This window comes from Paraburkholderia sp. A3BS-1L (assembly GCF_051125215.1).
Taxonomy (GTDB): Bacteria; Pseudomonadota; Gammaproteobacteria; order Burkholderiales; family Burkholderiaceae; genus Paraburkholderia.
Genome location: NZ_CP120442.1, coordinates 836947 through 860411 on the forward strand (window position 1 = coordinate 836947; position 23465 = coordinate 860411).

Consider the following 23465-nt stretch of genomic DNA (forward strand, 5'->3'; position numbering starts at 1 on the left):
GGAATGTGCCATCCGTCCGGCATCCTCAGCATTGTTAGAGGAGGCGAGTCAAACAGGTTGGTGTGCGCGACACGTTCATGCCGCTGGCGTTCGAGCTCGCGGTGCAGGCGCCGGTCGTCCTCCTGCTCGGGCGTGGGGATACGTGCCACCGCCCATACGCGCCGTTCGCCGGTGTAATAGCGGATGAGCATGGACAACAGCTTGTCGCTGTCGAGCCGGTCCGTCTTGGCACGACGCGCACGGCGGTTCACCTCGATGCTGGCCGAGTCCACCACAAGATTGGCAATGCCTTGTCCCATCAGCCAGCGATGCAGCCAGAAGCCGTCGCGACCCGCCTCATAGCATGTGTAGCCCGGTGCGTCGGCGCCGAGATGGCAGCGCGCCCTTGCGTTCGCCACGGCGGCGAGAACCGCGGTGGTGTCCCCTGCGGCGACCGTACAGCGGCTGGGCGCGCGCCGGCCATCCCCCCAGTGAGAGCTTCCAGCGCTTCTCACCCAGTTCAAGAGCCATGTACAGGCGGCCGCCTGCCGTCGTATTCTGCCCATGGAGGGCCGTGTCAGACGCGTCCATTTGCGTGCTCCTTCGGAGAAAACGAGTGTGCAAATCCCGTTTTACTCCAGTCGGGCTTACTGCCGCTGCCCTCCCACATAGACAGTATGACTTTCGCTGCGCACGAGGCTGACCGCCGCGCGGAGGTCCGGTGGAAAGGCCTGCGCGCTTGAAAGTGAGAGCCCGGGGTGGGTTTGAACACCGCGCGTCGCGTGACGGCGCATTCGTTGTTCAACCGCATTCGTGTGCATGCAGCACGTGGGCGATGACGGCTCGCGGGAGAGCGAGCACAAGGTGAGCGGATTCCAGGGTGAGCACGTCACACCGGGATCGCGCTTGACGGTGGGTAAAAGGATGGATGGAGGAGCGCCAGTGTGGCGCGTCGCAGACCGGAGCGATCGATTGGGTCGACCGATTCAAGATGAAGAGGATATCCGCTGTCGCAGACACCCATCGTTGGGCAACCGTCCAGGCCGAAGAAAGGCCGAAGAAAGGCCGAAGAAAGGCCGAAGAAAGGCCGACGCGGCAAGGCCGATAAGGCATTCGCCAGGCTCCAGGGTTGTCAAACCAGGAGCTGCGAACAATCACGAAGCAATTTGGGCGTGCGGCCGCGTCAGGCTTTGATACCGGGATGTAGCAGGCATGCAGATGAATCCCGTCTGGACGGCGAAGAAAAAGCCGCTAACGGGTGGACTCATGGAGGGAGTCCCGCATTCTATGGTCTAACCTGGTTGGGTTAGATCGGCATTTCGTATAGTTTTGGGCGAATAAGCCCCTTACCCCAAGGAGGTGTTGGATGGTCGATGCTCGTGACGTGAGCGAACGGTGTGGCGATTAAAATCGATCTCCAGGAAGTCGTTAAGCGCATTCTCCGCGTGCCAGACATATGATCGCAGGCGTCCGCAAAATCGAAGATGGCGATTGCCTTTGAAAGTCGCCGGATGCCTACCCCATTTATTTTCCGTGAACCAGCGTATCCGTCCCCCCGTTGCCGCCAGAATGGCCCTTTCCGCCAAGTCGCGATGTCACGGGGCGCACTTTTGGCGATCTTGCCGCGCTTTAATATCGCGGTGCCGGCGTATGGCATCTGGCGATGCCGTTGTGGTGACCACGTAACCGCAGGGCTGGATGCGGTGGAGAGCGGCCGAACGCGGGATTGCGGCTGTCGTGAGCAGCGTCGTATGTGGCGCTCCAGAGCGGGCTCCCCTGCGTTGCGGGGTGGCGAGGTGTTCGGCCAGCTGACGACGGTTCGGTACGTTGGCGAGGGTTCGTGGGTTTGCCGGTGCGATTGCGGCGGCGAGGTGGCAGTGAGTGCCGGACGCCTGCGAATGGGCCAGGCGCGTTCATGCGGCCACTGTTTTAGCCCATCGGCCGGCTGAAAAGATCGTCACTCACTGGCGGCATCTGGAATCGGGCAGTTCGCAACCTTGAATATCCTCGATGCGCGCCATCCCATGCCTCACTCGATGTGCGCAATGCGCAAAAGATTGGTCGTGCCGGGCGTGCCAAACGGCATGCCAGTGGAGACCACAACGGTCTGGCCTGCGTCGCCAAACCCTTCCTCTCGCGCGGTTGCGCACGCAAGTTCGCTCACTTTGAGCATATCGACCACTTCCTTGCATACGACCGGATGCACCCCCCAAACCAGCGCGAGACGACGCGCGGTTCCGATCCTGGGCGTCATGCCGATAATCGGTGCGCACGGCCTCTCGCGCGCCATGCGCAACGCCGAGTAGCCCGAACTGGTGTAGGCCGCCGTGGCGGCGGCATCGAGCAGCTTGCCGGCCTTCCGGCACGCGCGAACGATGCGCTTCTGTATCGCGGGGACCTGCTCGGCCGGCATCTCGACGCCGAGGTCGCCTCGCGCGATCATCACGACATCGGGAACGTTCACGCCCTTGCGTTCGGAAAGCGGGTCGCCAACGACGACTGTCGTGTCTGCAAAGTTGTGCCCGCACCGATCGACCCGGAGCTGGATGCGGCGATCGTCGAGCAGCAGGTTCGTCTGCGCCTTGAGTGCCGCGAAAATCTCAGGGTGCGGCAGCGCGACCCGCGTGATGTCGCCGGGCTTTTGCGCATCGAGATCGAGCCTGAACGACGCACCTTTCTCGAGCGCGATCGGGCCGTTCGCAAAGGTGCCGATCCGCAGCTTCGGACCCTGAAGGTCGAGCAACACGCCGATGCATCGAACAGACCGGGGTCAAACTGATCGTCGGCAAGGGCGGCATGGGCCCAGAAACGGCCGCAGGGTGCCAGGAGCACAAGGCGGTGCACGCGATCTTCCGCGGTGGCTGCGCGGTGCCGGCTGCCACGCTGGTCGAAGAGATCGAAGGCGCGGAATGGCAGGATCTCGGCATGCCGGAAACGTTGTGGATCAACCGTGTCAAGGTTTTCGGTCCGCTGATCATTTCGATCGATACGAAGGGCAATAACCTGATCCAGCAGAACAAGGCTGTCTTCAACGAGAAGAAGAAGCCGGTCCTCGACAAGATCAGCGAGCAGCTCAGCTTCATCAAGTAAGGCTCTAAAGGCGGTCGGGGCGTAGGCGCTCTGGCTGCCTATAAAGAGCGAACGGATCGGGCTGTGTCGCGTGTTGCCGCCATTCATGGAGCGCACGCTCGCGAACATGGCGGCCGCGCCTGGTGCCCTCGCCACTGATGGATCTGCAAGGTGCTGGGGTAATTGCTGTCATTGGCTGCAATGCATCCAATGACTACACTTAACTCATCCCCCAACCGGAGGCCATCATGGCAGTCATGACCATCCGCAATCTCGACGAGCCGCTCAAGGCGCGGCTGCGTGTTCAGGCAGCCCGTCACGGGCGATCGATGGAGGAGGAGGCGCGCGACATCCTGCGCAGCGCGTTGGCCGCCGAGCCACTGCAGGGCGACAGCCTGGTCGACACGATCCGCCGGCGCGTGGCGCCGTTCGGCGGGGTCGAACTCGAGCTGCCAGCCCGTGAGTCGATCCGCGAACCGGACCTGGGCGTCGCATGATCGTGCTCGACACCAATGTGCTGTCTGAGCTGCTGCGCCCCGGGCCGGATCCGGCCGTGCTGGCGTGGTTCGGCCGGCAGTCGCGCATGTCTCTGTTCGTCACCCCGCTTTCGCGCGCCGAGATGCTGTACGGCGTGGCGCTGCTGCCGCCCGGTGCGCGACGCGAGGGGCTGGCCGCAGCGATCGCGGCCATTTTCGACGTCGACTTCGCCGGCCGCGTGCTGACGTTCGACTGGGACGCGGCCGACGCGTATGCCGTGCTCGCGGCGGACCGCCGGCATGCCGGCCGGCCTGTTAGCCAGATTGACGCGATGATCGCCGCGATCGCGCGATCGCGCGGCGCCGCGGTTGCCACTCGGAACGTGAAGGATTTTACGGGCTGCGGGGTCGACATCGACGACCCCTGGGTTGTGCGCCGCCCGGCGTGACGCATCGTCCGCAGTTTCACCGCCACGCGGGTTTTTGCCATCCGTTGAAAGCTACTTTTCCAGTGAAATTCCTTGCTTGTTTTCATTGAACCGGGCAATTTCAGCGAATGTTGAAAGGGGTGCTTTAAATGAAAAGCGGAGACAGTCGCGTTAGCGAGGCGCTTCAGCAGTTGTGAGAAAACGTGCTCATCACAGTTCCAAAAGACGCGGGTCTGCTCGCTGATACGGTTGAGCCGGCACCCGGCGCAATATGCACGGATCCTATCCAGACTTATCTTGATCTATCCATTGCAGGTGAACGCGGTGCTGAAGCCGCGGAGCATTTGCGTCGGGAAAAACTGTCATGGCCAAAATGACCACCCAGGAACCTCCGTGCTTTCAATTTCGACGGAAGGCGTTCGGGCGCGAGCGCGCGCTGCATTCCCGATAACGTGCGCGGCACCGACATAAGACTTTGCTGATTCAGTTATAGGATTTTGTTAATTTCGCGAACCAATCTGTCATGTCATTCTCGCTCAACACCACCGAACTGAAAGGAGAGGAGCATGTTGAGCGCCGAGCGAGAAGCATTTGCACGCGATGGAGTGACCGTTTTGCGGGGCGTGTTCACTGATTGGGTGGACGTTTTACGCGATGGCGTGGACTTCAACGAAAAGCACCCCGGGCCCGATTTTCGTGACTATACCAAGGGTGTGTCGTCAGGACGGTTCTTCGGAGACTATTGCAACTGGCAGCGTATCGAGCCGTTTCGCCGGTTCGTCGAGGAAAGCCCGGCGGGACGCATCGCAAGAGACCTGATGGCATCGAAGCGTGCGCGAATCTTTCACGAGCACGTTCTCGTCAAGGAGGCGGGCGCGGACAAGATCACGCCCTGGCATCACGACGAACCCTACTATTGCGTGAGCGCCGAGCAGTCAGTGAGCATGTGGGTGCCGCTCGATCCGGTGCCGCGCGACACCACGCTCGAATTCGTCGCCGGCTCGCATCGTTGGGGAAAGCTCTTTCGGCCGCGGAAATTCACGGGTGTCGCGTATGACCGCAACACTGACGGACTGGAAGAGATGCCGGACATCGACGCTCATCGCAGCGACTACGAGATTCTTGGTTGGGATCTGAAGCCCGGCGATGCAGTGGCCTTTAACTATCTCACGGTGCACGGTGCCCCGGGAAATCGGTCGGGGTCCATTTCCCGGCGCGTGGTGTCGTTTCGCTGGCTCGGCGACAATGCAGTGTATGTCGACAGAGGCGGCGAAACTTCGCCGCCGTACCGCCATCTGGCCGATAGACTCGCTCCGGGCGACCCGCTGCCGGAAGAGGAATTTCCGTTCGTCGTCTGATCGTGCATGGCGCCAAAGCGGTGGAAGGCCTATTCGGAATCAGTCACAGATCCGGTGCGCTATGAAGCTATAAAAGTCGCGTAGCGTGCCTTCCAGATTCTCGGCGGAGAGTGGCCCGGGCGAATAAAACGTCGAACTCAGCCCTTTTTGCAACGTCTCCAGCTTTGCACGGTCTTCGGCATTGAACGCGTTGGCGAACGCAAGGTATCGTTCGATGCTGTCCTTACCCGGGTCGCGCTCGTGTCCAGCGATTCCCCACCTCAGCGCGACCTGATCGGTTGCCGCTGGCCTCAGGCAAAGATAGATCGTCTGATGAGGCATGTAGGTGACGACGAGGTTGGGAAAAACGCTGAAGAGAAAACTGGACCGCCGTTCGATCTGCGTGAGGCTTTCGTGAAATGGCGTGCGCTGAGGCGAGTCGAGTGTGTAGTGCGCACGATACGCCGAGAAGTGACCGTTTCCGGGCACGTATTCGCAAAGCTCGGTTGGCGTCACCGGTCTCAAGGTTCGCGCATGGGTGGCGTTCAGGTGATAGCCCTCCATGAAGTTCTCCGCCAGACACTTCCAGTTGGTGTTCCAGACCTCCTCCTGGAAGTGGTAAAGCTCGCGATCCTCGTTGTGATAGTTGCGGATATGAGCCTCGAGAGGACGAAGCGCATCGCCGAGCGGCGGCGCGTTGCCATCGATGTTCACGAAGATGAAGTTTTGCCAGATCGTCGAATGGATTTTTGGCAGCGCGCATCGCGCGGCATCGAGATCCTTGCAATCTTGCATGAGCGGAGCGCGTTTGAGCTTGCCGGTGAGCTCATAGCTCCACGCGTGATATGCGCACGCGTGAACCCGGGCATTGCCACGGCCGAGCGCAACCAGATTGCCGCGATGCCGGCACACGTTCGCGAGCACATGAATTTCACCCTGCGCGTCGCGCTGAACCAGCAGCGGTTCTCCGACTATTTCGGTCGTGTAGTAGTCACCCGCATCAGGAATTTCGCCGGCGTGGCCGACGCAAACCCAGGTGCGTCGAAAGATGCGTTGTCGTTCGAGTTCAGCGAAGTGAGCGGAGGTATAGAACGCCCCTGGCATGCCGTGCGTCGCACGGCCGCCGGACCGCGACAATGTCGACAGCCTGTCCAGCAGCGCCCGGTCGCCTGGCGCAAGGATATCGGTAGGTACAGCTGCTTGCGCGTTCAACACTATTGAATCTCCTGACCCGGCCGAGCGCCGAGCTCATAAAGTAACCGGGTTAAATCAACGGGGAAACCATTGTTTTTCAATGTGCTTCCCAGCTTTTCGCTATGCAGGACTGCCTCAAGCAAACGCGCGAATGCGTTGGGTAGCCGAGATAGTTCGGCCACCGCTATCATTCATGGCTTGAGCACATGCACAGCGAGCCCGTATGTCACCTCCATTCACGTTGCGCCAGCTGAAATACTTCGTTGCCACGGTGGACTACGGAAGCGTTGCGGAGGCTTCGCGAAAACTCTTTATCGCGCAGCCGGCCATATCGGTTGCCGTCAAGAGCCTCGAAGAAGGGTTCGGCACACAGCTCATCATCCGGCATCACGCGCAGGGTATTTCACTGACCCCGGCTGGCACGCGCTTCTATGAGCGCGCGAAGGCGCTTCTTCAGTCCGTACACGAATTCGAGCAAAACGCGCTTGCCGATGGGGATGTTTCATCGGGCCGAGTGGACATCGGCTGTTTCGAGACATTCGCGCCGCTGTATCTTCCGGGTTTGATCCGCGGCTTCAACACGCTTTATCCCGGCATCGAAATCAAGGTGCGGGATGGAGATCAGGATGAGCTTCTGCAAGGGCTCGAAAAAGGTCGCTTCGATCTTGTCGTGGTGTACGAGCCAGGACTCGACGAGACGCTCTCCACGCACTTGCTGGCGGCGGGCCAGGCTCCGTATGTCTTGTTGCCGGCGACGCACCGGCTAGCTGGAGCAGGGCAGGTCAGTCTCTTCGATCTATGCGACGAGCCACTGATTCTGCTCGACGTCGCACCGAGCAGAGACTATTTTGTCGCTCTGTTCGAACCTTACGGGCTAAGCCCGAAAGTCGGGTTCCGTTCGCCGTCGCTGGAACTGGTTCGCGGCATGGTGGGTCAGGGGTTCGGATATTCCCTTCTGGTCACGCGCCCGCACGCACCGACTACCTATGACGGGCACGAAGTCGTTGCGGTCCAGATCAAGGAGCCGGTAGCCGGTTCAGCCCTGGTGGCTGCCTGGTTGAAACGAAATCAGCTGACCGTGCCCGCTCGATTGTTCCTGGAGTACGCCGAGAGCCGATTTCGCTCGATGTCCGATTCCTGAGCCGTTTCGCCCTTTCCTGACCAGATCAGATGAGCGCCTGACTTGCGGCTGCAGCGCGGCTACGCAGCCAGTTGATGCTCATGAACAACAGCACCGCGAACACAATCAGCATGGTCGCCACGGCCAGAATCGACGGATCGATAGAGTCCCTGATGCCGCTCCACATCTGTCGCGGAACGGTCTTTTGATTGGGACCGCCGATGAACAGAATGACGATCACTTCATCGAACGAAGTTGCAAAAGCGAATACGCTTCCCGTCGCTACCGCAGGCGTGATCATCGGAAGCGTCACGCGCCTGAATGCGACCCACGGCGGCGCGCCTAGCCCGGACGCTGCGCGCAGCAGGCTCTGATCGAAAGACAGCAGCGACGCCGTCACCGTGATGACGACAAACGGCGTGCCAAGCGCGGCGTGCGCAAGAATGACACCGGGATACGAATTCACGAGCCCGAGCGGAGCGAACACAAGATAGAAGCCCGCCGCGACGACGACAATCGGCACGATCATCGGGGAGATGATGATCGGCATGACGATCGAACGTAGCGGAAACTGCGTTCGCGACAGGCCGAGCGCTGCCAGCGTCCCGAGACAGGTCGCAATCAGCGTGGACGCAGCGCCTATCCCGACACTGTTCAGAAGCGCAAGTTGCCAGTCCGCACTCGTGAGTGCCTGCTCATACCAGCGCAGCGAGAATCCCTGCAGCGGATATGAAAAGTACGAGCCGGAGTTGAACGAGAGCGGAATGATCGCGAGAATCGGCGCGACCAGAAAGAACAGAACGAGCGCGCAATGCACGCGTGCCCAGCGGAAAGCGACGCGCTCCGTTAGTACCGTATTGCGTTTGTCTTGCATGATCGTTCCTCGGGCTATACGGGTGCGGTATATGCCTTAACCAAACCGCAAACGGTCGATTCCGACGATGCGGTTGAAGATGAAATAGAAAATCGCAGTAAAGATTACGAGATAGGCCGATAGCGCGCCCGCGAGTCCCCAGTTGAGCTGCGTGTTTGTCTGGTTCGCGATGAGCTGGCTGATCATCTCGTCGCCCGCGCCGCCGAGCAGGGCCGGCGTGATGTAATAGCCGAGCGCCAGCACGAACACAAGGAAGCAACCCGCTCCGACGCCTGGCAAAGTCTGGGGAATATAGACGCGCACGAAAGCCGTGAAGGGGTGCGCGCCCAGCGACTTGGCGGCGCGCAGGTACACTGGCGAAACGCCTTTCATCACCGAAAAAATCGCGAGGATCATGTATGGCAGCAGCACGTGCGTCATGCCGATCAATACGCCTGTGCGATTGAAAACGAGCGGTAGGGGATGCGTCACGATGCCGAGGCTCATCAGCACGCTGTTGACGACACCGCCCGGTTGCAGGAGCACGTACCACGCCGTCGTACGCACCAGCAGCGAGGTCCAGAACGGCACGATGACGAACAGCATCAGTTTGCTGCTGCTTTTCTCGGGCAGATTCGCGAGCAGCCACGCGACGGGATAACCGAGCAGCAAGCAAAGCAAGGTGACGGTGAAGCTAATGGAGATCGTGCGCAGGAACGCTTCGCGATAGACCGTGGCGTTCGCCGGCAGCGAGACGATAGAGCCCTGGGGCGTCACCTTCGCGTCTACGGCGTTCAAGAGATAGTCGGGCGTCGGCGAGGTGGCGGCACGTTTGAGCAGACGCCACGTCTCGGGCGAGTTCCAGCGTTCATCGATGCCGATCAGCGCAGGCTTCCACGCGGCAGGCGTGTCGTGGCGAATGCCGCGCGCCGTTTTCAACAGCAGGCTGCGGAACTCCGGTTGCGCGAAGTTCATGCGTCTCGCGACGGTGCCGAGCTCTCCGCTTTGCTGCGCGTCCTTGATTCCGGATGCGAGCAGGGCGAACGTGTGTTCGTCGGGCACGCCAAGGCCGTCCCATGCATCGAGCGCGCGGGATAGGGCTGGCATGCTGTCGGGCACTTCGCTGTTCTGCACGCTGCGGGCGAGCAAAAGCGCGATGGGTGCAATGAACGTCGACAGCAGGAACACGATGAGCGGAAGCGCCAGCATCAGCGCTCGAATCGAAGCACGGCGTTGCGCCTTTTGATAAGACGCGCGGCCGGCGGCTCTCGTCGGAGAGCCCGTGGCCGGAGAACTGGCCGTCATGGGCTTATGGGTAGTCGCGGTCACAGCGGGCTCTCTTTCGATGGGCGTTTTACTGCGGAATTACTGCGTCAGCCAAACCTGGAAGCGCTTGTTGATCTCGTCGGCGTTATCGGCCCAGAAGGTCGAATTGATCTGGATGGCGCGCTTGAAGTTATCCGGCGCGGTCGGCAGATCGGCGAGCCGTTGTTTGTCGACGAGCGCAATCGCGTCCTTGCGCGGCGGCGCATAGGCGATGTACTTCGAAAGATCGGCATAGGCTTTCGGCTGCGATGCGAACGCGATGAACTTCGCGGCCTCGTCGGCATGCTTTGCGCCCGCCGGAATGCCCCACCATTCATAGTCGTAGACCTGCGCGTCCCAGACGATCTTGAACGGCTTCTGATCCTTCTTCGCCGCGTCGTCGATTCGGCCGTTGTACGCCTGTGTCATCACGACGGCGCCGTCGGCGAGCAGTTGAGGCGCCTGCGCACCGGACTCCCACCACACGATGTTCTTCTTGATCGTGTCGAGCTTCTTGAAGGCACGGTCGACGCCCGCAGGCGTTCCGAGAACCTTGTAGACGTCTTTCGGATCCACGCCATCGGCAATGAGCGCCCATTCCATCGAACCCTTCGGCGACTTGCGCAAGCCCCGCTTGCCGGGGAATTTCTTCAAGTCGAAGAAGTCGCTGATGGTCTGCGGCGCAGTCTTGAGCTTGCTCGCATCGTAGGCGTAGACCGTGGACCACACCATGCTTGCCACCGCGCAGTCGCTGATGGATCCGGCAATGAAATCGCTCGTATTGCCAAGACTCTTCTTGTCGAACTTCTTGAGGAGCCCTTCGTCGCAGGCCGTGATCGCGTCATTGCTCTCGAGATCGATGAGATCCCATGTCGTGTTCTTCGCCTGCTCCATCGCCGAAAGCTTTGCGAGGCCGCCGTCGTACGATTCCAGCGAAAATTTGACGCCGGTCGATTGCGTGAATGGATCGAAATAGGCCTTTTTCGCCGCCGCCTCATAGGCACCGCCGAAGGTGACGACATTGAGCGTCTGCGCAGCTTGCGCCGAAACGCAAGCGAAGGCGACTACAGCGAGTGCAGCGCATTGTGCTTTGATGTGAGTGCGCATATCAGTTGGCTCCTGCGGGTGCGGTCGAGATGATGGAAGGTGAGGGCGATGCTGGGGGAGGCACTGCGGGGGCGCTGCGAGGTGCGCTCGCAGCGAGAATCTTGCAGTCGTCGTGGCGCCAGGCCACCTCGATGGTGTCGCCGGCCGCAGGCAAGCTGTGGCGTTGCGTGTTGGGGACCTTGACAACGAGCGCGTCGCGCGCGCCGAGCGTCAAATGCACCCGATGGTGATCGCCGCAATACACGAGTTCCTGTACCCTGGCGCGCACGACGTTGCTATGCGCCATGGCCGAAGCATTGGGCTCTGTTTGCTCTGCGCCGCAAATGTGCGCGCGCTCGGGCCGCAAGGCGAGCATCGCCTCGTTGCCTTCGCTCAGGTCTTGTTCACAGCGGCCGCGAATGACGCTGCCATCCGGGAGCATGAGCGTCGCCCAGTTGTCATTCACCGTCACGACGCGTCCGCGCAGGCCGTTGTTCTCGCCCACGAAGTTCGCGACGAAGGCGTTGCGCGCGTTTTCATAGAGCTCGGTGGGCGACGCGGCCTGCTGGATGCGACCATCGGAAAAGACCGCGACCCGATCGGACATGGTCAAGGCTTCCGCCTGATCGTGCGTCACGTAGACGATGGTGAGCGACAACTCGCGATGCAGTCGCATGATTTCGTACTGCATGGTTTCGCGCAGCCGCTTGTCGAGCGCGCCGAGCGGCTCGTCCATGAGGACGACGCTCGGTTCGAAGACGAGTGCGCGCGCCAGCGCCACGCGCTGCTGTTGTCCACCCGAGAGTTGCGCTGGACGCCGGTTGGCCAGATGCGGCAACTCGATCATCTCCAGCGCTCGCTTCACGCGCACTTTCTGGTCCGCGCGGCTCACACGTCGCACGGATAAGGGAAATGCGACGTTCTCCGCAATCGTGAGATGCGGAAAGAGCGCATAGTTTTGAAAGACCATGCCGATGTCACGCTGGTGCGGTGGCTTGTCGTCGAGACGCTTTCCGTCGAGGCGTATTTCGCCTTGTGTGGGCGACTCGAAGCCCGCAAGCATCATGAGCGTGGTCGTTTTGCCCGACCCCGACGGACCAAGCAGCGACAGAAACTCGCCCTTTCGCACATCAAGGTTCAAATCGTCGACCACGTAATTCACGCCGTCGTACGACTTGCTCACACCTGAGAACGAAATGAAGGATGGGTTAGACATCGTGATAGCGTCCTGTCGAGGGTGCTTCGATTAACGCGCAGTGAGCTTCGACGCGAGATAACGTGCGAAGTCAAAGTTCGGACGTTCGAGGTGGCTCAGGTGCCCGGGCTTGGCAAGCGGCGCATGCACGCCACGAAACACCGCTTCCACGCCGCGCTTGTCTTCCGCATTCACTTCGTCGAGCAGTGTCTTGAGCGTCGCCATGTGCGCGTTGGCTTCGGGATCGGCGATGAATTCGGGCGCAAGGCCGCCGCCGAAGCGGATGTGCACGCGGCCAACGCCCTGCGGCTGCAACACCAGATACCAGAAGTAACCCGGCGTCAGGGTGATGAGATGCGTCGGATAGATCGCGAGCAGCGCGGTGGTCTTGCGCCAGTGTCCGGTCAGGCGGTTATTGTCGGGATGAGCGTTCCCGATAGGAAGCGACGCTTCCTTCGTGATCCAGTGATAGTTGAACGCGGGATAACCCGGCGGGCATTCCATCTCTTCGAGTCTGGAGTGCGGCCCGACCGTCGCGCGATGCAGCATCGGCAGGTGGTAGCTTTCCATGAAGTTTTCGGCGAGGATTTTCCAGTTGGTATCCCAGACGTGCTCTTCATAAAAGGTCTCGATGTAGTCCGTCATGCCGTAAGCGCCAATCAGGTCGCTCAGTTGCGCGAGCTGCTGATGAACCGGCTGTGCGTCTTGATCGAGTGTCACGTAGATCCAGCCTTGCCATTCTTCGCAGCGGATCGCCGGCAACCGGTAGCTTTCCTTGCAGAAGCCCACTTGCTGATCCATCAGCGGTGCGCCCTTCAATGCGCCGTCGAGTCCATAATTCCACGCGTGATACGGGCAGACGATCCGTCGTATGTTCCCTCGGCCTTCGAGCAGAACAGACATGCGATGCAGGCACACATTCGACATTGCGCGCAGCCCCATCTTTTCGTCGCGCACCACGACGACCGGTTGAGACGCGATGTTCGCGGTGAGGTAGTCGCCAGGCGCCTTCAGCGCGCTTGCACGCCCCACGCATTGCCATTCCTTCGCAAAGATCGCGCGCTCTTCGAGCGACAGGAACTCGGGCGACGTGTACACGCCGGGAGGCATCGAGCGAGCGTCGCTGAATGGTCGTTCGCAGCCGGTCACAAGTGCGTCGACCAAAGCATGGGCTGCCGTTTGCACGGTGTGCACGGTGGGGTTTTCCATGAGGCGCTCCTGATGTCGAGTGCGTTCGCGCTACGGGGAGGATCTGCGCTTTAATCGTCTCGTCTGACAGGTAATCTACCAAGCCAAATTACCAGTCAAAATATTGTTTTCGGATACTAAAGACAGGATTTTCCTATGCAGGCTTGTGAAGCACGTGCGGTCCGTTGTGATCGCACGTTACGTGTCGAGCTTCAGGCGGCGTATATAGCTTTCGCTAAACGATGAGAACCGGGACACTACCTGGCGCGCTTTCATCGTTTTCGATTGGGCGATCCCGAGCGTCGTCGCGTTGACGTTGTCCCTGAATCGCTTGATCACGAACTCGCTGCCGTCGACGGTTCGCGTCGAACTCAGCGGGAAGTTCAGGATGCTGTAGCCCAGCCCGTTGGCGACCATCCCCCGCACCACTTCGGGCTGCGATGAACGAAAAGCCGGCACGGGACGGCTGCCTACGGCATCGAAGAGCGCGGCGAAATAGTCCCGGCTGTGCGGCAGGTCCAGCATCACATACGGTTCGTCGATCAGATCCTGCAGCGATACCTTGCGCGCGCGTGCGAGCCGGTGCGTGGCGGGCAGGATTGCGTAAGGCGGCAAGGGAAGCAATGGGGTAAACGCGATGTCTTCGGTCAGGTCGAGACTGTAGGTGAGCACGATATCGAGCGAACCGTCGTGCAGGCCTTTTAATAGCTCGTCCTGATGCGCCTCGACGGTGCGAAAACTGATGCCGCTATGCTCGCTCGTAAAGTGGCTGATGAGCCCCGGCATTAGCGGCGGCGCCAGAGAAACGAGGCAGCCGAGCGCAATCGATCCCGTCATGCCACCGTCCATTTCGGTGGCGGTCATCTGCAGTTCTTCCGCAATCTTCAGGAGGTTGCGTGCCTGGCCGAGAAGATCGCGCCCCGCCTGGGTGAGCGACAGGCCGCTCGCGTGATGCCGGATGAACAGCTGCACGCCGAATGAAATCTCCAGATCGGCCAGAGCGGTCGAGATGGATGGCTGCGAAATATGCAGCCGCTTTGCAGCGGCCGTGAAAGACAGGACTTCGGCAGTCACCACGAAGTACCGCAACTGGCGCAGCGAGTAACGCAACGGCTGACTTTCCATAAGCTTCGCTCCGGGTTGACGTCCTCAGATGGATCGCATTGTGAAGTGATCAAAAATCACTGCATAGCCGAATCCAATGCTCTGCATTTTTTTAATATATTTTTCGGATTCTGAAAGCCGGCGTAGATTCCTATCCGAAAGATTACGCAGGGTGTCTGGAGGCGGCGCGAAGCCGACGCAAGCACACCGAACTTTGCTCCTTCGAAGGACTCAGCCATGACAGTCGAAATAAAGGCAACGGACACGCTCGTTGTGGGCGCAGGGCAAGCTGGCATCGCCATGAGCGAGCACCTGGGCAAGCTCGGCGTCCCGCATATCGTGCTCGAGCGCGATCGCATCGCCGAACGCTGGCGCACCGGGCGGTGGGATTCGCTCGTCGCCAACGGGCCTGCCTGGCACGATCGTTTTCCCAACCTCGAATTCGCTGATTTCAATCCCGACGGCTTCCCGGGGAAAGAGCAGATCGCAGACTATTTTGTTGCCTATGCGAAGAAGTTCGACGCGCCAATTCGCACCGGCGTCGAAGTAAAGAAGGTCGTGCGCAATGTCGGGCGGCCCGGCTTTACCGTGGATACAACGGACGGAACGTTCGAAGCGCAGCGCGTCGTCGTTGCGACCGGACCGTTTCAGCGGCCAGTGATTCCGCCCATTGCGTCAACCTCGGATCGACTCACGCAGATCCATTCCGCCGACTATCGCAATCCGCAGCAATTGCCCGAAGGCGGCGTGCTGGTGGTCGGTGCGGGATCGTCGGGCGTGCAGATCGCCGATGAATTGCAGCGCTCGGGCCGGCGCGTCTATTTGTCGGTGGGCGCGCACGATCGTCCGCCGCGCGGGTATCGCGGACGCGACTTCTGCTGGTGGCTTGGCGTGCTCGGCGAATGGGACGCGGAAGTCATGAAGCCCGGCCGCGAGCACGTGACCATTGCAGTGAGCGGCGCGCGCGGCGGTCATACGGTCGACTTCAGGCGCCTCGCGCAGCAGGGCATCACGCTCGTCGGCCTGACGAAATCGTTCAACGGCACGACCGTTACGTTCGAGGCCGATCTCGCCGATAACATCCGCCGCGGCGACGAGAACTATCTGTTGCTGCTCGATGCAGCCGATGCCTATGCTCGACGCAACGGCCTCGATCTTCCCGAGGAGCCCGAAGCGCGCATCATTGGCCCCGATCCGGAGTGCATGACGCATCCGCTTTCCGAACTCGATCTGGCGAAGGCAGGCGTGACGTCGATCATCTGGGCCACCGGTTATGCGGTCGACTTCAACTGGCTGAAAGTCGATACGTTCGACGAGAAGGGCAAGCCCAAACATCAGCGAGGCGTCGCGAAGGAGCCAGGCATCTATTTCCTCGGTCTGCCCTGGCTTTCGCGCCGTGGCTCCGCGTTTATCTGGGGCGTGTGGCACGATGCGAAGCATATTGCCGACCACATCGTCACGCAGCGCAAATACCAGACCTATTACGATACGCCGCAACGGCATGTGGAAGACAAGCGCGCCGAAAGCGTCGAGAGCGCACCCGACGAATCGAAGGTCCGCAAGGTCAGCGAGATGGGCGTGAACTGATTTCGAACATATCCAGGAAGGTGCATCGATGAGTCAACCTACGCATACCCGTATCCGCATGTTCAACACGAAGGATACGTACCCCAATCAATCGCTCGACAACGACCTTTGCCAGGCCGTGCGTGCCGGCAACACCGTCTACGTGCGCGGCCAGATCGGCACGGACTTCGACGGCAATCTCGTCGGTCTTGGCGATCCACGCGCGCAGGCCGAGCAGGCGATGAAGAACGTGAAGCAGTTGCTCGAAGAGGCGGGCAGCGATCTCTCGCATATCGTCAAGACGACGACCTATCTCACCGATGTGCGCTTTCGCGAGCCCGTGTATCGCGAAGTCGGCAAATGGCTCAAGGGCGTATTCCCCATTTCCACCGGTCTCACTGTCGTGGCGCTGGGGCAGCCGGAATGGCTGATGGAAATCGACGTGATCGCCGTCATTCCCGATGGATGGGTGCCGCCGCAGGCCTGAAAGACGTTAAAGGGGTGTTAAAGGGGTGTTAAAGGGGCGTTAAAGGAGAGGACATGACTTTTTCTATCGTCGGGCGTTGCGAGCGGACCGGCCAGCTTGGCATTGCGATCAGTTCATCGAGCATCGCGGTGGGCGCGCGCTGTCCGTGGGTGCGCGCGGGCGTTGGCGTGGTCGCGACGCAGAACGTCACGCTGCCCGCGCTCGGGCCGCGGATCCTCGATCATATGGAGAGTGCGAAGCTCGATCCGGCGGCAGCGCTGGATCGAGCGCTGGGCGAGAGCGAATGGAACGAGTACCGGCAGGTGACGGTGGTCGATGCACAAGGACGCACCGCGTTTTTCAGCGGCAAGCAAGCGCTCGGCACCTATCACGCGGTTGCGGGAAAGCAATGCGTCGCGGCGGGCAATATGCTCTCGGGCGTTCACGTGATCGAGGCGATGATTCCCGCATTCGAGAATGCGTCGGGTCACCTTGCCGACCGATTGCTTGCCGCGATGCATGCGGCGCTCGCGGCGGGCGGCGAAGCAGGGCCCGTGCATTCGGCCGCGCTGAAAATCGCCGGGGAGCAGAGCTGGCCACTCGTCGATCTGCGCGTCGATTGGGCCGATGATGATCCCCTCGGCAAGCTCGATGGTCTCTGGCACGCGTACCAGCCGCAGATGCAGGACTACGTGACTCGCGCCTTGAACCCGACCGCCGCGCCAAACTACGGAGTCCCTGGCGATGAGTGAAACGACGAGCCGCGATCTGCTCGAAAGTCTGATTGGCTTCGCGACGGTCAGTCGCGATTCGAATCTGAAGCTGATCGAGTTTATTCGCGATTACCTCGCGCAACTGCACGTCGAGTGCGAACTGTTCTACAACCCGGAGCGTACGAAGGCGAACCTGTTCGCAACCATCGGGCCGCGCGATCGTGGCGGGATCGTGCTGTCGGGGCATACGGATGTCGTGCCGGTCGACGGACAAGCGTGGAGTGTCGATCCGTTCAGGCTCACCGAGCAAGACGGGCGGCTCTACGGACGTGGTACGGCTGATATGAAGGGCTATCTCGCGTCGGCTTTGGCGGCGGTGCCGCTGTTCCTCGAAAGCGAATTGAAGATTCCGGTGCATCTCGCGTTTTCTTACGACGAAGAGGTCGGATGCCTCGGCGTGAGGCCGATGCTCGCCGAGCTGGAAAAGCGTCCGCACAAGCCGCTGTTGTGTCTGATCGGTGAGCCCACCGAACTGAAGCCCGTGCTGGGCCACAAGGGCAAACTCGCGATGCGCTGCCAGGTGAAGGGCGCGGCTTGCCATTCCGCATATGCGCCGTATGGCGTCAACGCCATTCAGCACGCGGCGCGTCTGATCAGTCGCCTGGAGGAGATAGGCGAGCGCCTGGCGCGGCCGGAGCATCATGACGAGCGCTTCGATCCGCCGTATTCCACGGTGCAGACGGGCGTCATCAAAGGCGGCCGCGCGCTCAACATCGTGCCGGCGGAATGCGAATTCGATTTCGAAGTGCGCGCGCTGCCGGGCTTCGACGCAAACCAGGTTGCCGACGATTTGCAGACGTATGCGCGAACGGAACTGCTACCGAAGATGCGCGCCGTGAAATCCGATACCGAGATCCGCTTCGAATTGCTTTCCGCCTATCCAGGACTCGCCACGCCGCCAGACAGCGAAGCGGCGCGTATTCTGGCAATGCTAAGCGACTCCCAGGAGTTTGGTACGGTAGCGTACGGATCCGAGGGCGGGCTATTCAACTTCGCGGGCATTCCTGCTGTCGTGTGCGGCCCGGGCAGCATGGATCAAGGGCACAAACCCGATGAATATCTGACGGTCGAACAACTTCACGGCTGCGATTCGATGATGAAACGCGTCGCGCGGTACTCTGTTGGCGCGGGTTGATGCATCTCGTCACGTCTCCTGCCGTCGATCGACGGTCCTAAAAGCACCGAAGTCTACCGATTGGCCGATTGCCTCGCGTTTACGCGCAATCGGCCGCGGCCAAATGTTGTCGGCCGCACACACCGCCATGCCGTCATTCGAACGGCTGAACCACTCCTTCACTCGCCGAACGCCCAATCGCGACATCACTGCCAAAGCGATCGTTGGCTGCGCAACGTGTCAACCGTCGAAACGGCGAACTTCCTGAGGCTGGGCTACCCAGCCCTCGTCTGTCGGATTCGTTATTTCGGATTTCCTCCCGCTTTCAATCGCTCAGTGAGGTAGCGAACGGTTCGCTATCTGTGTCCCGGATACCTTAACGACACGTAAAAGGGGGGCGGCCACGCTGAGCGATCGGTGGCGCTGCTTGAGAGGCGTCCATGGTCGACGTCGATGGATAATTAATTTGGAATCCAAAATGAAAACCAAGACCCGGGGGGGGAAGGAATGGGTGCCAGTTCTGGCGATGCTGGCGGTTAGTCTGCAAGCGGCGACGGCGGTGGCCAGTCCATCCACTGCAGGGAACGCGCCCGACGTCCTCGCAGATGGCGTAGGTCTGTCATTTCGGCAAGGCAGTATCGATTGGTCTATGGGCGCAGCTGATGCTTTCGCTGCGGCCGGTCCGCAGATGCCAGGCGGCGTGCGTGGGACGGGAGTAGGCGTCGGCTCGGCTGCGAGCCCGGGACAGGGACCGGGCGATGGCAGCGGCTCGGGTGGGCCCGGCACGGGAGGCGTTGCGACGGACGGCGGCACGGGCGCCGGCACCGGAAATACGGGTGTTGGCAGTGGGGGTGGCCTCTCTGGTAGTGTCGGTGCCAATGTGGGGGCAGCCAACGCGGGAGTTGCAAACGGTGGCGCTGGTGACACTGGAACACCTGGTAGTGGCATGGGAGGTACCACCGCGGGTAGTTCAAGCAGCGGTGGCCAGCAGGGTGCCGGTGGTCAGAGTGCGGGGGCACAGACGGGCAGCGGCCAAGGTAGCGGGGCGCAAGGTAGCGGGGCGCAAGGTACCGGCGGTCAGGGTGGCGGTTCGCAAGGTGCTGGCGGCCAGGGAAGCGGTGGTCAGGGAAGCGGTGGTCAGGGCAGCGGTGGTCAGGGCAGCGGTGGTCAGGGAAGCGGTGGTCAGGGCAGCGGCGGCCACGGTAGCGGTGGTCAGGGTGGCAGCGGTCAGGGCAGCGGCGGCCACGGTAGCGGTGGTCAGGGTAGCGGAGGCCAGGGTAGCGGAGGCCAGGGTAGCGGAGGCCAGGGTAGCGGTGGTCAGGGCAGCGGCGGCCACGGTAGCGGTGGTCAGGGTAGCGGAGGCCAAGGTAGCGGAGGCCAAGGTAGCGGCGGCCAGGGAGGCGGTGGCCACGGTACCGGTGGTCAGGGCAGCGGTGGTCAGGGCAACGGCGGCCAGGGAAGCGGCGGCCAGGGAAGCGGCGGTCAGGGAAGTGGCGGCCACGGTGCCGGTGGTCAGGGAAGCGGTGGCCAGGGAAGCGGCGGCCACGGTACCGGCGGCCAAGGTAGCGGAGGCCACGGTAGCGGAGGCCAGGGTAGCGGAGGCCACGGTACCGGTGGTCAGGGTAACGGCGGCCAGGGTACCGGTGGTCAGGGTAGCGGCGGTCAGGGTAGCGGCGGTCAGGGAAGCGGTGGCCAGGGAAGCGGCGGCCACGGTACCGGCGGCCACGGTAGCGGAGGCCAGGGTAGCGGAGGCCACGGTACCGGTGGTCAGGGTAACGGCGGCCAGGGTAACGGCGGCCAGGGCAGCGGTGGTCAGGGCAGCGGTGGTCAGGGTAACGGCGGCCAGGGTAGCGGTGGCCACGGCAACGGCGGTCAAGGCAACGGCAACGGCGGGCACGGCGGTACGCACTAGAAGTCAATCGTCTGCGGGTGCCTGGAAAGGCATTTCAGTGAACAGCCGCACCTCGCGGCTGCCTGCTACCGAAATCCTCCGCCCTCCAGGGCGGAGGATTTCAGCCTGAAGAAGCGCATTCTCTCCGCGTGAAAGCGAGGCTGTCTAAACGGCGAAAAATTCCCGACAGTCACCGGCCCAGGCGACGCATATACGGTTGGGTGTGCCGACTGGGCAAGGCCATCGGCCGCCACAAAACGCGACTTCCATTAATCCGCAAAGTCGGTGCCGCGGAGCCTGTGCGGCACGACATTGTCACCGGCATGCCTAGCTCGGTCATTGCGTCCAGGTTAATGCAGTGGACTTGATGCAGCGGGCCGACGCTGGCCGAATCGTGACTTACTGATTACCGCCCAACGGGGAACATTGTGAAAGTCATGTTAGATACGACGCTGTATGGGCTTGCGCACGGACGCGCCCCGCGCGGACATGGAAACATTTCACGTCCCCGCTGCGCAATGCGGAAATTGATGACAATGGTTCTTCACTCGATGATGCACAGCGACGCGAACAAAGCGACAGCAGAAGCAAAGCGACGCAATGTAACCTTCATCATGCTGTGCTCATGATGAGTGCATTCACTTTCTGGTTATCGAGCGTGATGGCAGGTGCTGGATTCGGTACGTCCAGTCTGTTTGGAGATCTGTTCGTCTGGTCGTCCGTACTGCTGCTGCTTGTGTCGATCGCACTCGATATCGAATAGCTCGGCCTGTAACCTGGTTCTCGTCAGGGACCACGAGCAGCCAATTCGCGATCTCGTCGTGCTCAACACACCTGCTCCACCGGGCCAGGCACTCGACCGATGATGAAGCTCGCGAGTGCATCGAGCATGAAAGCTATTGTGCCGAAATGAATCCGCTATTTTGGCGTTGAACGACCATAGAGGCCGTTCTCGACGACCTGGCTGCACGACGCACGGCGATTACGAGCAGCGCGATCAGGACAAACGGAGCAATTTGAACATGCAGCACAGTCGCCACCGGGTCCATCGCCAACGGTAATAACCACGCCGCCACGAGTACTTCCCGTTCACCGCGTAGCCAGCCGGTGCGCAAGCCAGTCAGTGCCAGCCAGCCGATCGGAAACGCCAGCCATGCGAGGTCATAGTCATACATGTAAGGGCTGCAAAGGAACGTCGCTGCAAAGAGGGCGGCGCCGCGCAGTTCCCAGTCAGCGCAACGGCGCCAGACATACCACACGGCAAACACGGCGCCCGCCGCGACCAGGCCATGCACGGCGTACGCGCCGATGACGGGCGTGCCGAGTAATCGCAGGAACGCGAAGACGCTCGGCATCTTGGCCCAGGGGAGCACGCCGCTTTCGAGAAAGTGCCGCGCATCACCCAGGCTGGCAATGCATCCACGGATCGTGTCAGTCCCCAGCACCGCGGTACCGAGACCGAAGAAGCACAAGGCAGTCAAAGCGGCGGAGATCAATGTCCGCCACGCGCCGATCGCGAGTAACGCAACCGGAAATAGCACGGCAAGTTGAGGCTTCAGCGTGAGCAGTCCGATGAACACGCCGGCCAGGACGGGCCGCCGCCTGAGGCAAAGCATTGCGGCCCCGGCGAGCGCCGCTGTGAGGAATGCGTTCTGACCGTGAAAGACGTTCATCCATAAGCCGGGGAACGCCGCCAGACACCACTTCGCTGTCGTGTTGAAGACGATGCGACGCAAGACCAGCAGATAGCAGGTCAGTGTCGACAGAATGAAGGTCAAATATGCCGCCAGGTAGGGCAGTAGTGCCAGCGGCAGCACGACCAGATAGAAGCTGGGCGGATAGTACCAGCCGAAGATCGACTGCGAGGCAGGCACCGCAACCTGCACGGCCTTGAATAGCGACGAGAGGTTGTAGGCATCCTCAGCATGCCCGGCAAGTGCGATATGAGAGGCAGCCCAAAACGCAATAAAGTCGGCGCCGAGGGGTTTGCCTTGCAGGTCCAGCATATCCTTCGACAGCAGAACCCAGGCAATGAAGACGACCACAATCAGACCCAGCACGATTCGCGGGTAGATTTTGATTCGCTCCCGATTCAGCCAGTGCGTACTGCGGTCCATGAACGACTCCCCCGCAATTCCTGCTTCTGCATTGATTCCGCCAACGGTGAATCGTGACAGTTTGGGGGCGTTGTAAATGAATGTTTGTCGGCAAACGAACCAATACGGCTTCTTTTTGCGGTGGGACGGTTCAATCGCTCGTCGCACCGATGCCGCTTTCGTGTGCAGTGCTTCACTCCACCTTTTCTTCGTGAAGGAGTGGCAAGAGTCGGTCGAACTCGCGGCGCACGAGGCCGTAGCACTCGCAGGCCCGCGCTTCGAGACCCTTGCGGTCGAGCACGCGGATGCGACCGCGGCTGTGATGGATCAGGCCTTCGTTGTGCAGCTTGCCGGCCGCTTCGGTGACGCCTTCGCGGCGCACGCCAAGCATGTCGGCGATGAGCTGCTGCGTGACCGTCAGGTCGTTCGAAGCCACGCGGTCCACTTCGATCAGCAGCCAGCGGCAGAGTTGCTGGCTGAGCGAATGATGGCGGTTACAGGCCGCGGTTTGTGCCACTTGCGTGAGCAGTACGTGCATATAGAGCAGCATGAGGCGGCGCAGGAAGTCCGAGCGCGCGAAGTGTTCTCTGAGATCTTGTGCACTCATGCGATACGCAAAGCCCGTGCATTGCACCTGCACGCGATTGGGCATGGCTTCGCCGCCCGTGAGCACGGGCACGCCGGTCATGCCTTCGCGGCCGATCGCAGCGATTTCCACCGAGCTGCCGTCTTGCATCGTCGAAAGTATGGAGATGATTGCCGTGGTCGGAAAATAAGCGTGGTGAATGCGCTGCCCGGAATCGCAAAGCAATTGCTCGGTACGTAGATGGACGAGTTCGAGGTGCGGTGCGAGTGCGTGCCATTCGTGTGACGGCAATGCGCCGAGCAAGTGGTTGCCGTGCAGATCCGATTGAAGGGCTAGCATGATTGGTCCCCGTGCGAAGCGGCTTTTCCCGCCTCGTGTTTTGTCATTCCGGCCGCCGAACCGCTTGTTGTTGGTCGCTTCCCATAGCGACTGCTGGCTCGTCTTGCCGACCCCGTAGGCCCGCTGCGTTCGCGATATCGGTTGTATGCGTCACGCGGCACGGCTCATCCGGCCAAGCACGGTATGTGCCAATGCGCTGCAAACCGCGAGCGCGCGAGCGTTCGAGAACGTTACGGCGCGAACTCGCCGGAGTACCCCCGCGTTTTTGTTTCAGATATGTACGACGCGTCATCTGAGCAG

General features: G+C 61.2%; 18 protein-coding genes and 5 pseudogenes. 10 read left to right on the top strand and 13 right to left on the bottom strand.

The window, feature by feature from the left end; genetic code table 11:
• Positions 1–56 precede the first annotated feature (56 nt).
• Positions 57–570 (bottom strand): annotated as a pseudogene (locus P5W99_RS03740) (IS110 family transposase); the annotation flags it as partial.
• 1438 nt (positions 571–2008) lie between these two features.
• A pseudogene (locus P5W99_RS03745) lies at positions 2009–2737 on the bottom strand (pyruvate kinase); the annotation flags it as partial.
• Between P5W99_RS03745 and P5W99_RS03750 the strand changes: the two are divergent.
• From P5W99_RS03750 to P5W99_RS03770, 5 genes and pseudogenes are all read left to right on the top strand, one after another.
• A pseudogene (locus tag P5W99_RS03750) lies at positions 2725–3069 on the top strand (fumarate hydratase C-terminal domain-containing protein); the annotation flags it as partial. The pseudogenes P5W99_RS03745 and P5W99_RS03750 sit on opposite strands and share 13 nt — an antisense overlap.
• A gap of 227 nt (positions 3070–3296) precedes the next feature.
• A complete protein-coding gene (locus P5W99_RS03755) occupies positions 3297–3545 on the top strand; it encodes a FitA-like ribbon-helix-helix domain-containing protein (RefSeq protein ID WP_213297147.1) in 249 nt (82 codons plus the stop codon).
• A complete protein-coding gene (locus tag P5W99_RS03760) occupies positions 3542–3973 on the top strand; it encodes a type II toxin-antitoxin system VapC family toxin (RefSeq protein ID WP_421023305.1) in 432 nt (143 codons plus the stop codon). The genes P5W99_RS03755 and P5W99_RS03760 overlap by 4 nt, the downstream gene beginning before the upstream one ends.
• 176 nt (positions 3974–4149) lie before the next feature.
• Positions 4150–4329: pseudogene (locus P5W99_RS03765) on the top strand (hypothetical protein); the annotation flags it as partial.
• A gap of 189 nt (positions 4330–4518) precedes the next feature.
• A complete protein-coding gene (locus tag P5W99_RS03770) occupies positions 4519–5310 on the top strand; it encodes a phytanoyl-CoA dioxygenase family protein (RefSeq protein ID WP_434661902.1) in 792 nt (263 codons plus the stop codon).
• 39 nt (positions 5311–5349) lie between these two features.
• Here the strand turns inward: P5W99_RS03770 and P5W99_RS03775 are convergent, their stop codons facing one another.
• Positions 5350–6003 carry an SRPBCC family protein gene (locus P5W99_RS03775; RefSeq protein ID WP_434662426.1) on the bottom strand — a complete coding sequence of 218 codons (654 nt, stop codon included), beginning with the start codon at positions 6001–6003 and terminating at the stop codon, positions 5350–5352.
• Positions 6004–6135: 132 nt separating this feature from the next.
• Positions 6136–6393 (bottom strand): annotated as a pseudogene (locus P5W99_RS03780) (aromatic ring-hydroxylating oxygenase subunit alpha); the annotation flags it as partial.
• A gap of 313 nt (positions 6394–6706) precedes the next feature.
• On the opposite strand from P5W99_RS03780, the gene P5W99_RS03785 reads away from it, so the two are divergent.
• The gene (locus P5W99_RS03785; RefSeq protein WP_434661904.1) at positions 6707–7624 is read left to right on the top strand and encodes a LysR family transcriptional regulator; all 918 of its coding nucleotides are present in this window, start codon (positions 6707–6709) and stop codon (positions 7622–7624) included.
• A 25-nt stretch (positions 7625–7649) separates the two neighbouring features.
• Here P5W99_RS03785 and P5W99_RS03790 read toward each other — a convergent pair whose 3' ends face one another.
• The 6 genes from P5W99_RS03790 to P5W99_RS03815 form a co-directional block, all read right to left on the bottom strand.
• On the bottom strand, positions 7650–8477 hold the full coding sequence (locus tag P5W99_RS03790; RefSeq protein WP_421073696.1) for an ABC transporter permease: 828 nt from the start codon (positions 8475–8477) through the stop codon (positions 7650–7652).
• A 36-nt stretch (positions 8478–8513) separates the two neighbouring features.
• Positions 8514–9761 (bottom strand): ABC transporter permease, encoded by a 1248-nt coding sequence (locus tag P5W99_RS03795; protein ID WP_434661906.1) that lies wholly within the window; start codon positions 9759–9761, stop codon positions 8514–8516.
• A gap of 60 nt (positions 9762–9821) precedes the next feature.
• Positions 9822–10868: a polyamine ABC transporter substrate-binding protein gene (locus tag P5W99_RS03800; RefSeq protein ID WP_421023320.1), complete on the bottom strand. Its 1047-nt coding sequence runs from the start codon at positions 10866–10868 to the stop codon at positions 9822–9824.
• Position 10869: 1 nt separating this feature from the next.
• Positions 10870–12063 carry an ABC transporter ATP-binding protein gene (locus tag P5W99_RS03805; protein WP_434661908.1) on the bottom strand — a complete coding sequence of 398 codons (1194 nt, stop codon included), beginning with the start codon at positions 12061–12063 and terminating at the stop codon, positions 10870–10872.
• 30 nt (positions 12064–12093) lie between these two features.
• Complete coding sequence (locus tag P5W99_RS03810) at positions 12094–13251, bottom strand: SRPBCC family protein (RefSeq protein ID WP_434661910.1); 1158 nt, start codon at positions 13249–13251, stop codon at positions 12094–12096.
• 177 nt (positions 13252–13428) lie between these two features.
• Positions 13429–14355, bottom strand: a complete 927-nt coding sequence (locus P5W99_RS03815) for a LysR substrate-binding domain-containing protein (RefSeq protein WP_421023323.1) — start codon at positions 14353–14355, stop codon at positions 13429–13431.
• Between the two features lie 216 nt (positions 14356–14571).
• Between P5W99_RS03815 and P5W99_RS03820 the strand changes: the two genes are divergently transcribed.
• From P5W99_RS03820 to argE, 4 genes are read left to right on the top strand one after another with little or no spacing between them, the layout of a single operon-like run.
• The gene (locus tag P5W99_RS03820; protein WP_434661912.1) at positions 14572–15921 is read left to right on the top strand and encodes a flavin-containing monooxygenase; all 1350 of its coding nucleotides are present in this window, start codon (positions 14572–14574) and stop codon (positions 15919–15921) included.
• Positions 15922–15949: 28 nt separating this feature from the next.
• Entirely contained in the window at positions 15950–16387 is a 438-nt protein-coding gene (locus P5W99_RS03825; RefSeq protein WP_035526458.1) for a RidA family protein, read from the top strand.
• A gap of 53 nt (positions 16388–16440) precedes the next feature.
• Positions 16441–17118, top strand: coding sequence for a DUF1028 domain-containing protein (locus P5W99_RS03830; protein ID WP_434661914.1), 678 nt, complete (start codon positions 16441–16443; stop codon positions 17116–17118).
• Positions 17111–18274 carry an acetylornithine deacetylase gene (gene argE, locus P5W99_RS03835; RefSeq protein ID WP_434661915.1) on the top strand — a complete coding sequence of 388 codons (1164 nt, stop codon included), beginning with the start codon at positions 17111–17113 and terminating at the stop codon, positions 18272–18274. The genes P5W99_RS03830 and argE overlap by 8 nt, the downstream gene beginning before the upstream one ends.
• 949 nt (positions 18275–19223) lie before the next feature.
• On the opposite strand, the gene P5W99_RS03840 is transcribed toward argE, so the two are convergent.
• From P5W99_RS03840 to P5W99_RS03850, 3 genes are all read right to left on the bottom strand, one after another.
• Positions 19224–20162, bottom strand: a complete 939-nt coding sequence (locus P5W99_RS03840) for a hypothetical protein (protein WP_434661917.1) — start codon at positions 20160–20162, stop codon at positions 19224–19226.
• Positions 20163–21040: 878 nt separating this feature from the next.
• Entirely contained in the window at positions 21041–22261 is a 1221-nt protein-coding gene (locus P5W99_RS03845; RefSeq protein ID WP_434661919.1) for a glycosyltransferase family 87 protein, read from the bottom strand.
• Between the two features lie 172 nt (positions 22262–22433).
• On the bottom strand, positions 22434–23165 hold the full coding sequence (locus tag P5W99_RS03850) for a Crp/Fnr family transcriptional regulator (RefSeq protein WP_421044286.1): 732 nt from the start codon (positions 23163–23165) through the stop codon (positions 22434–22436).
• Positions 23166–23465 lie beyond the last annotated feature (300 nt).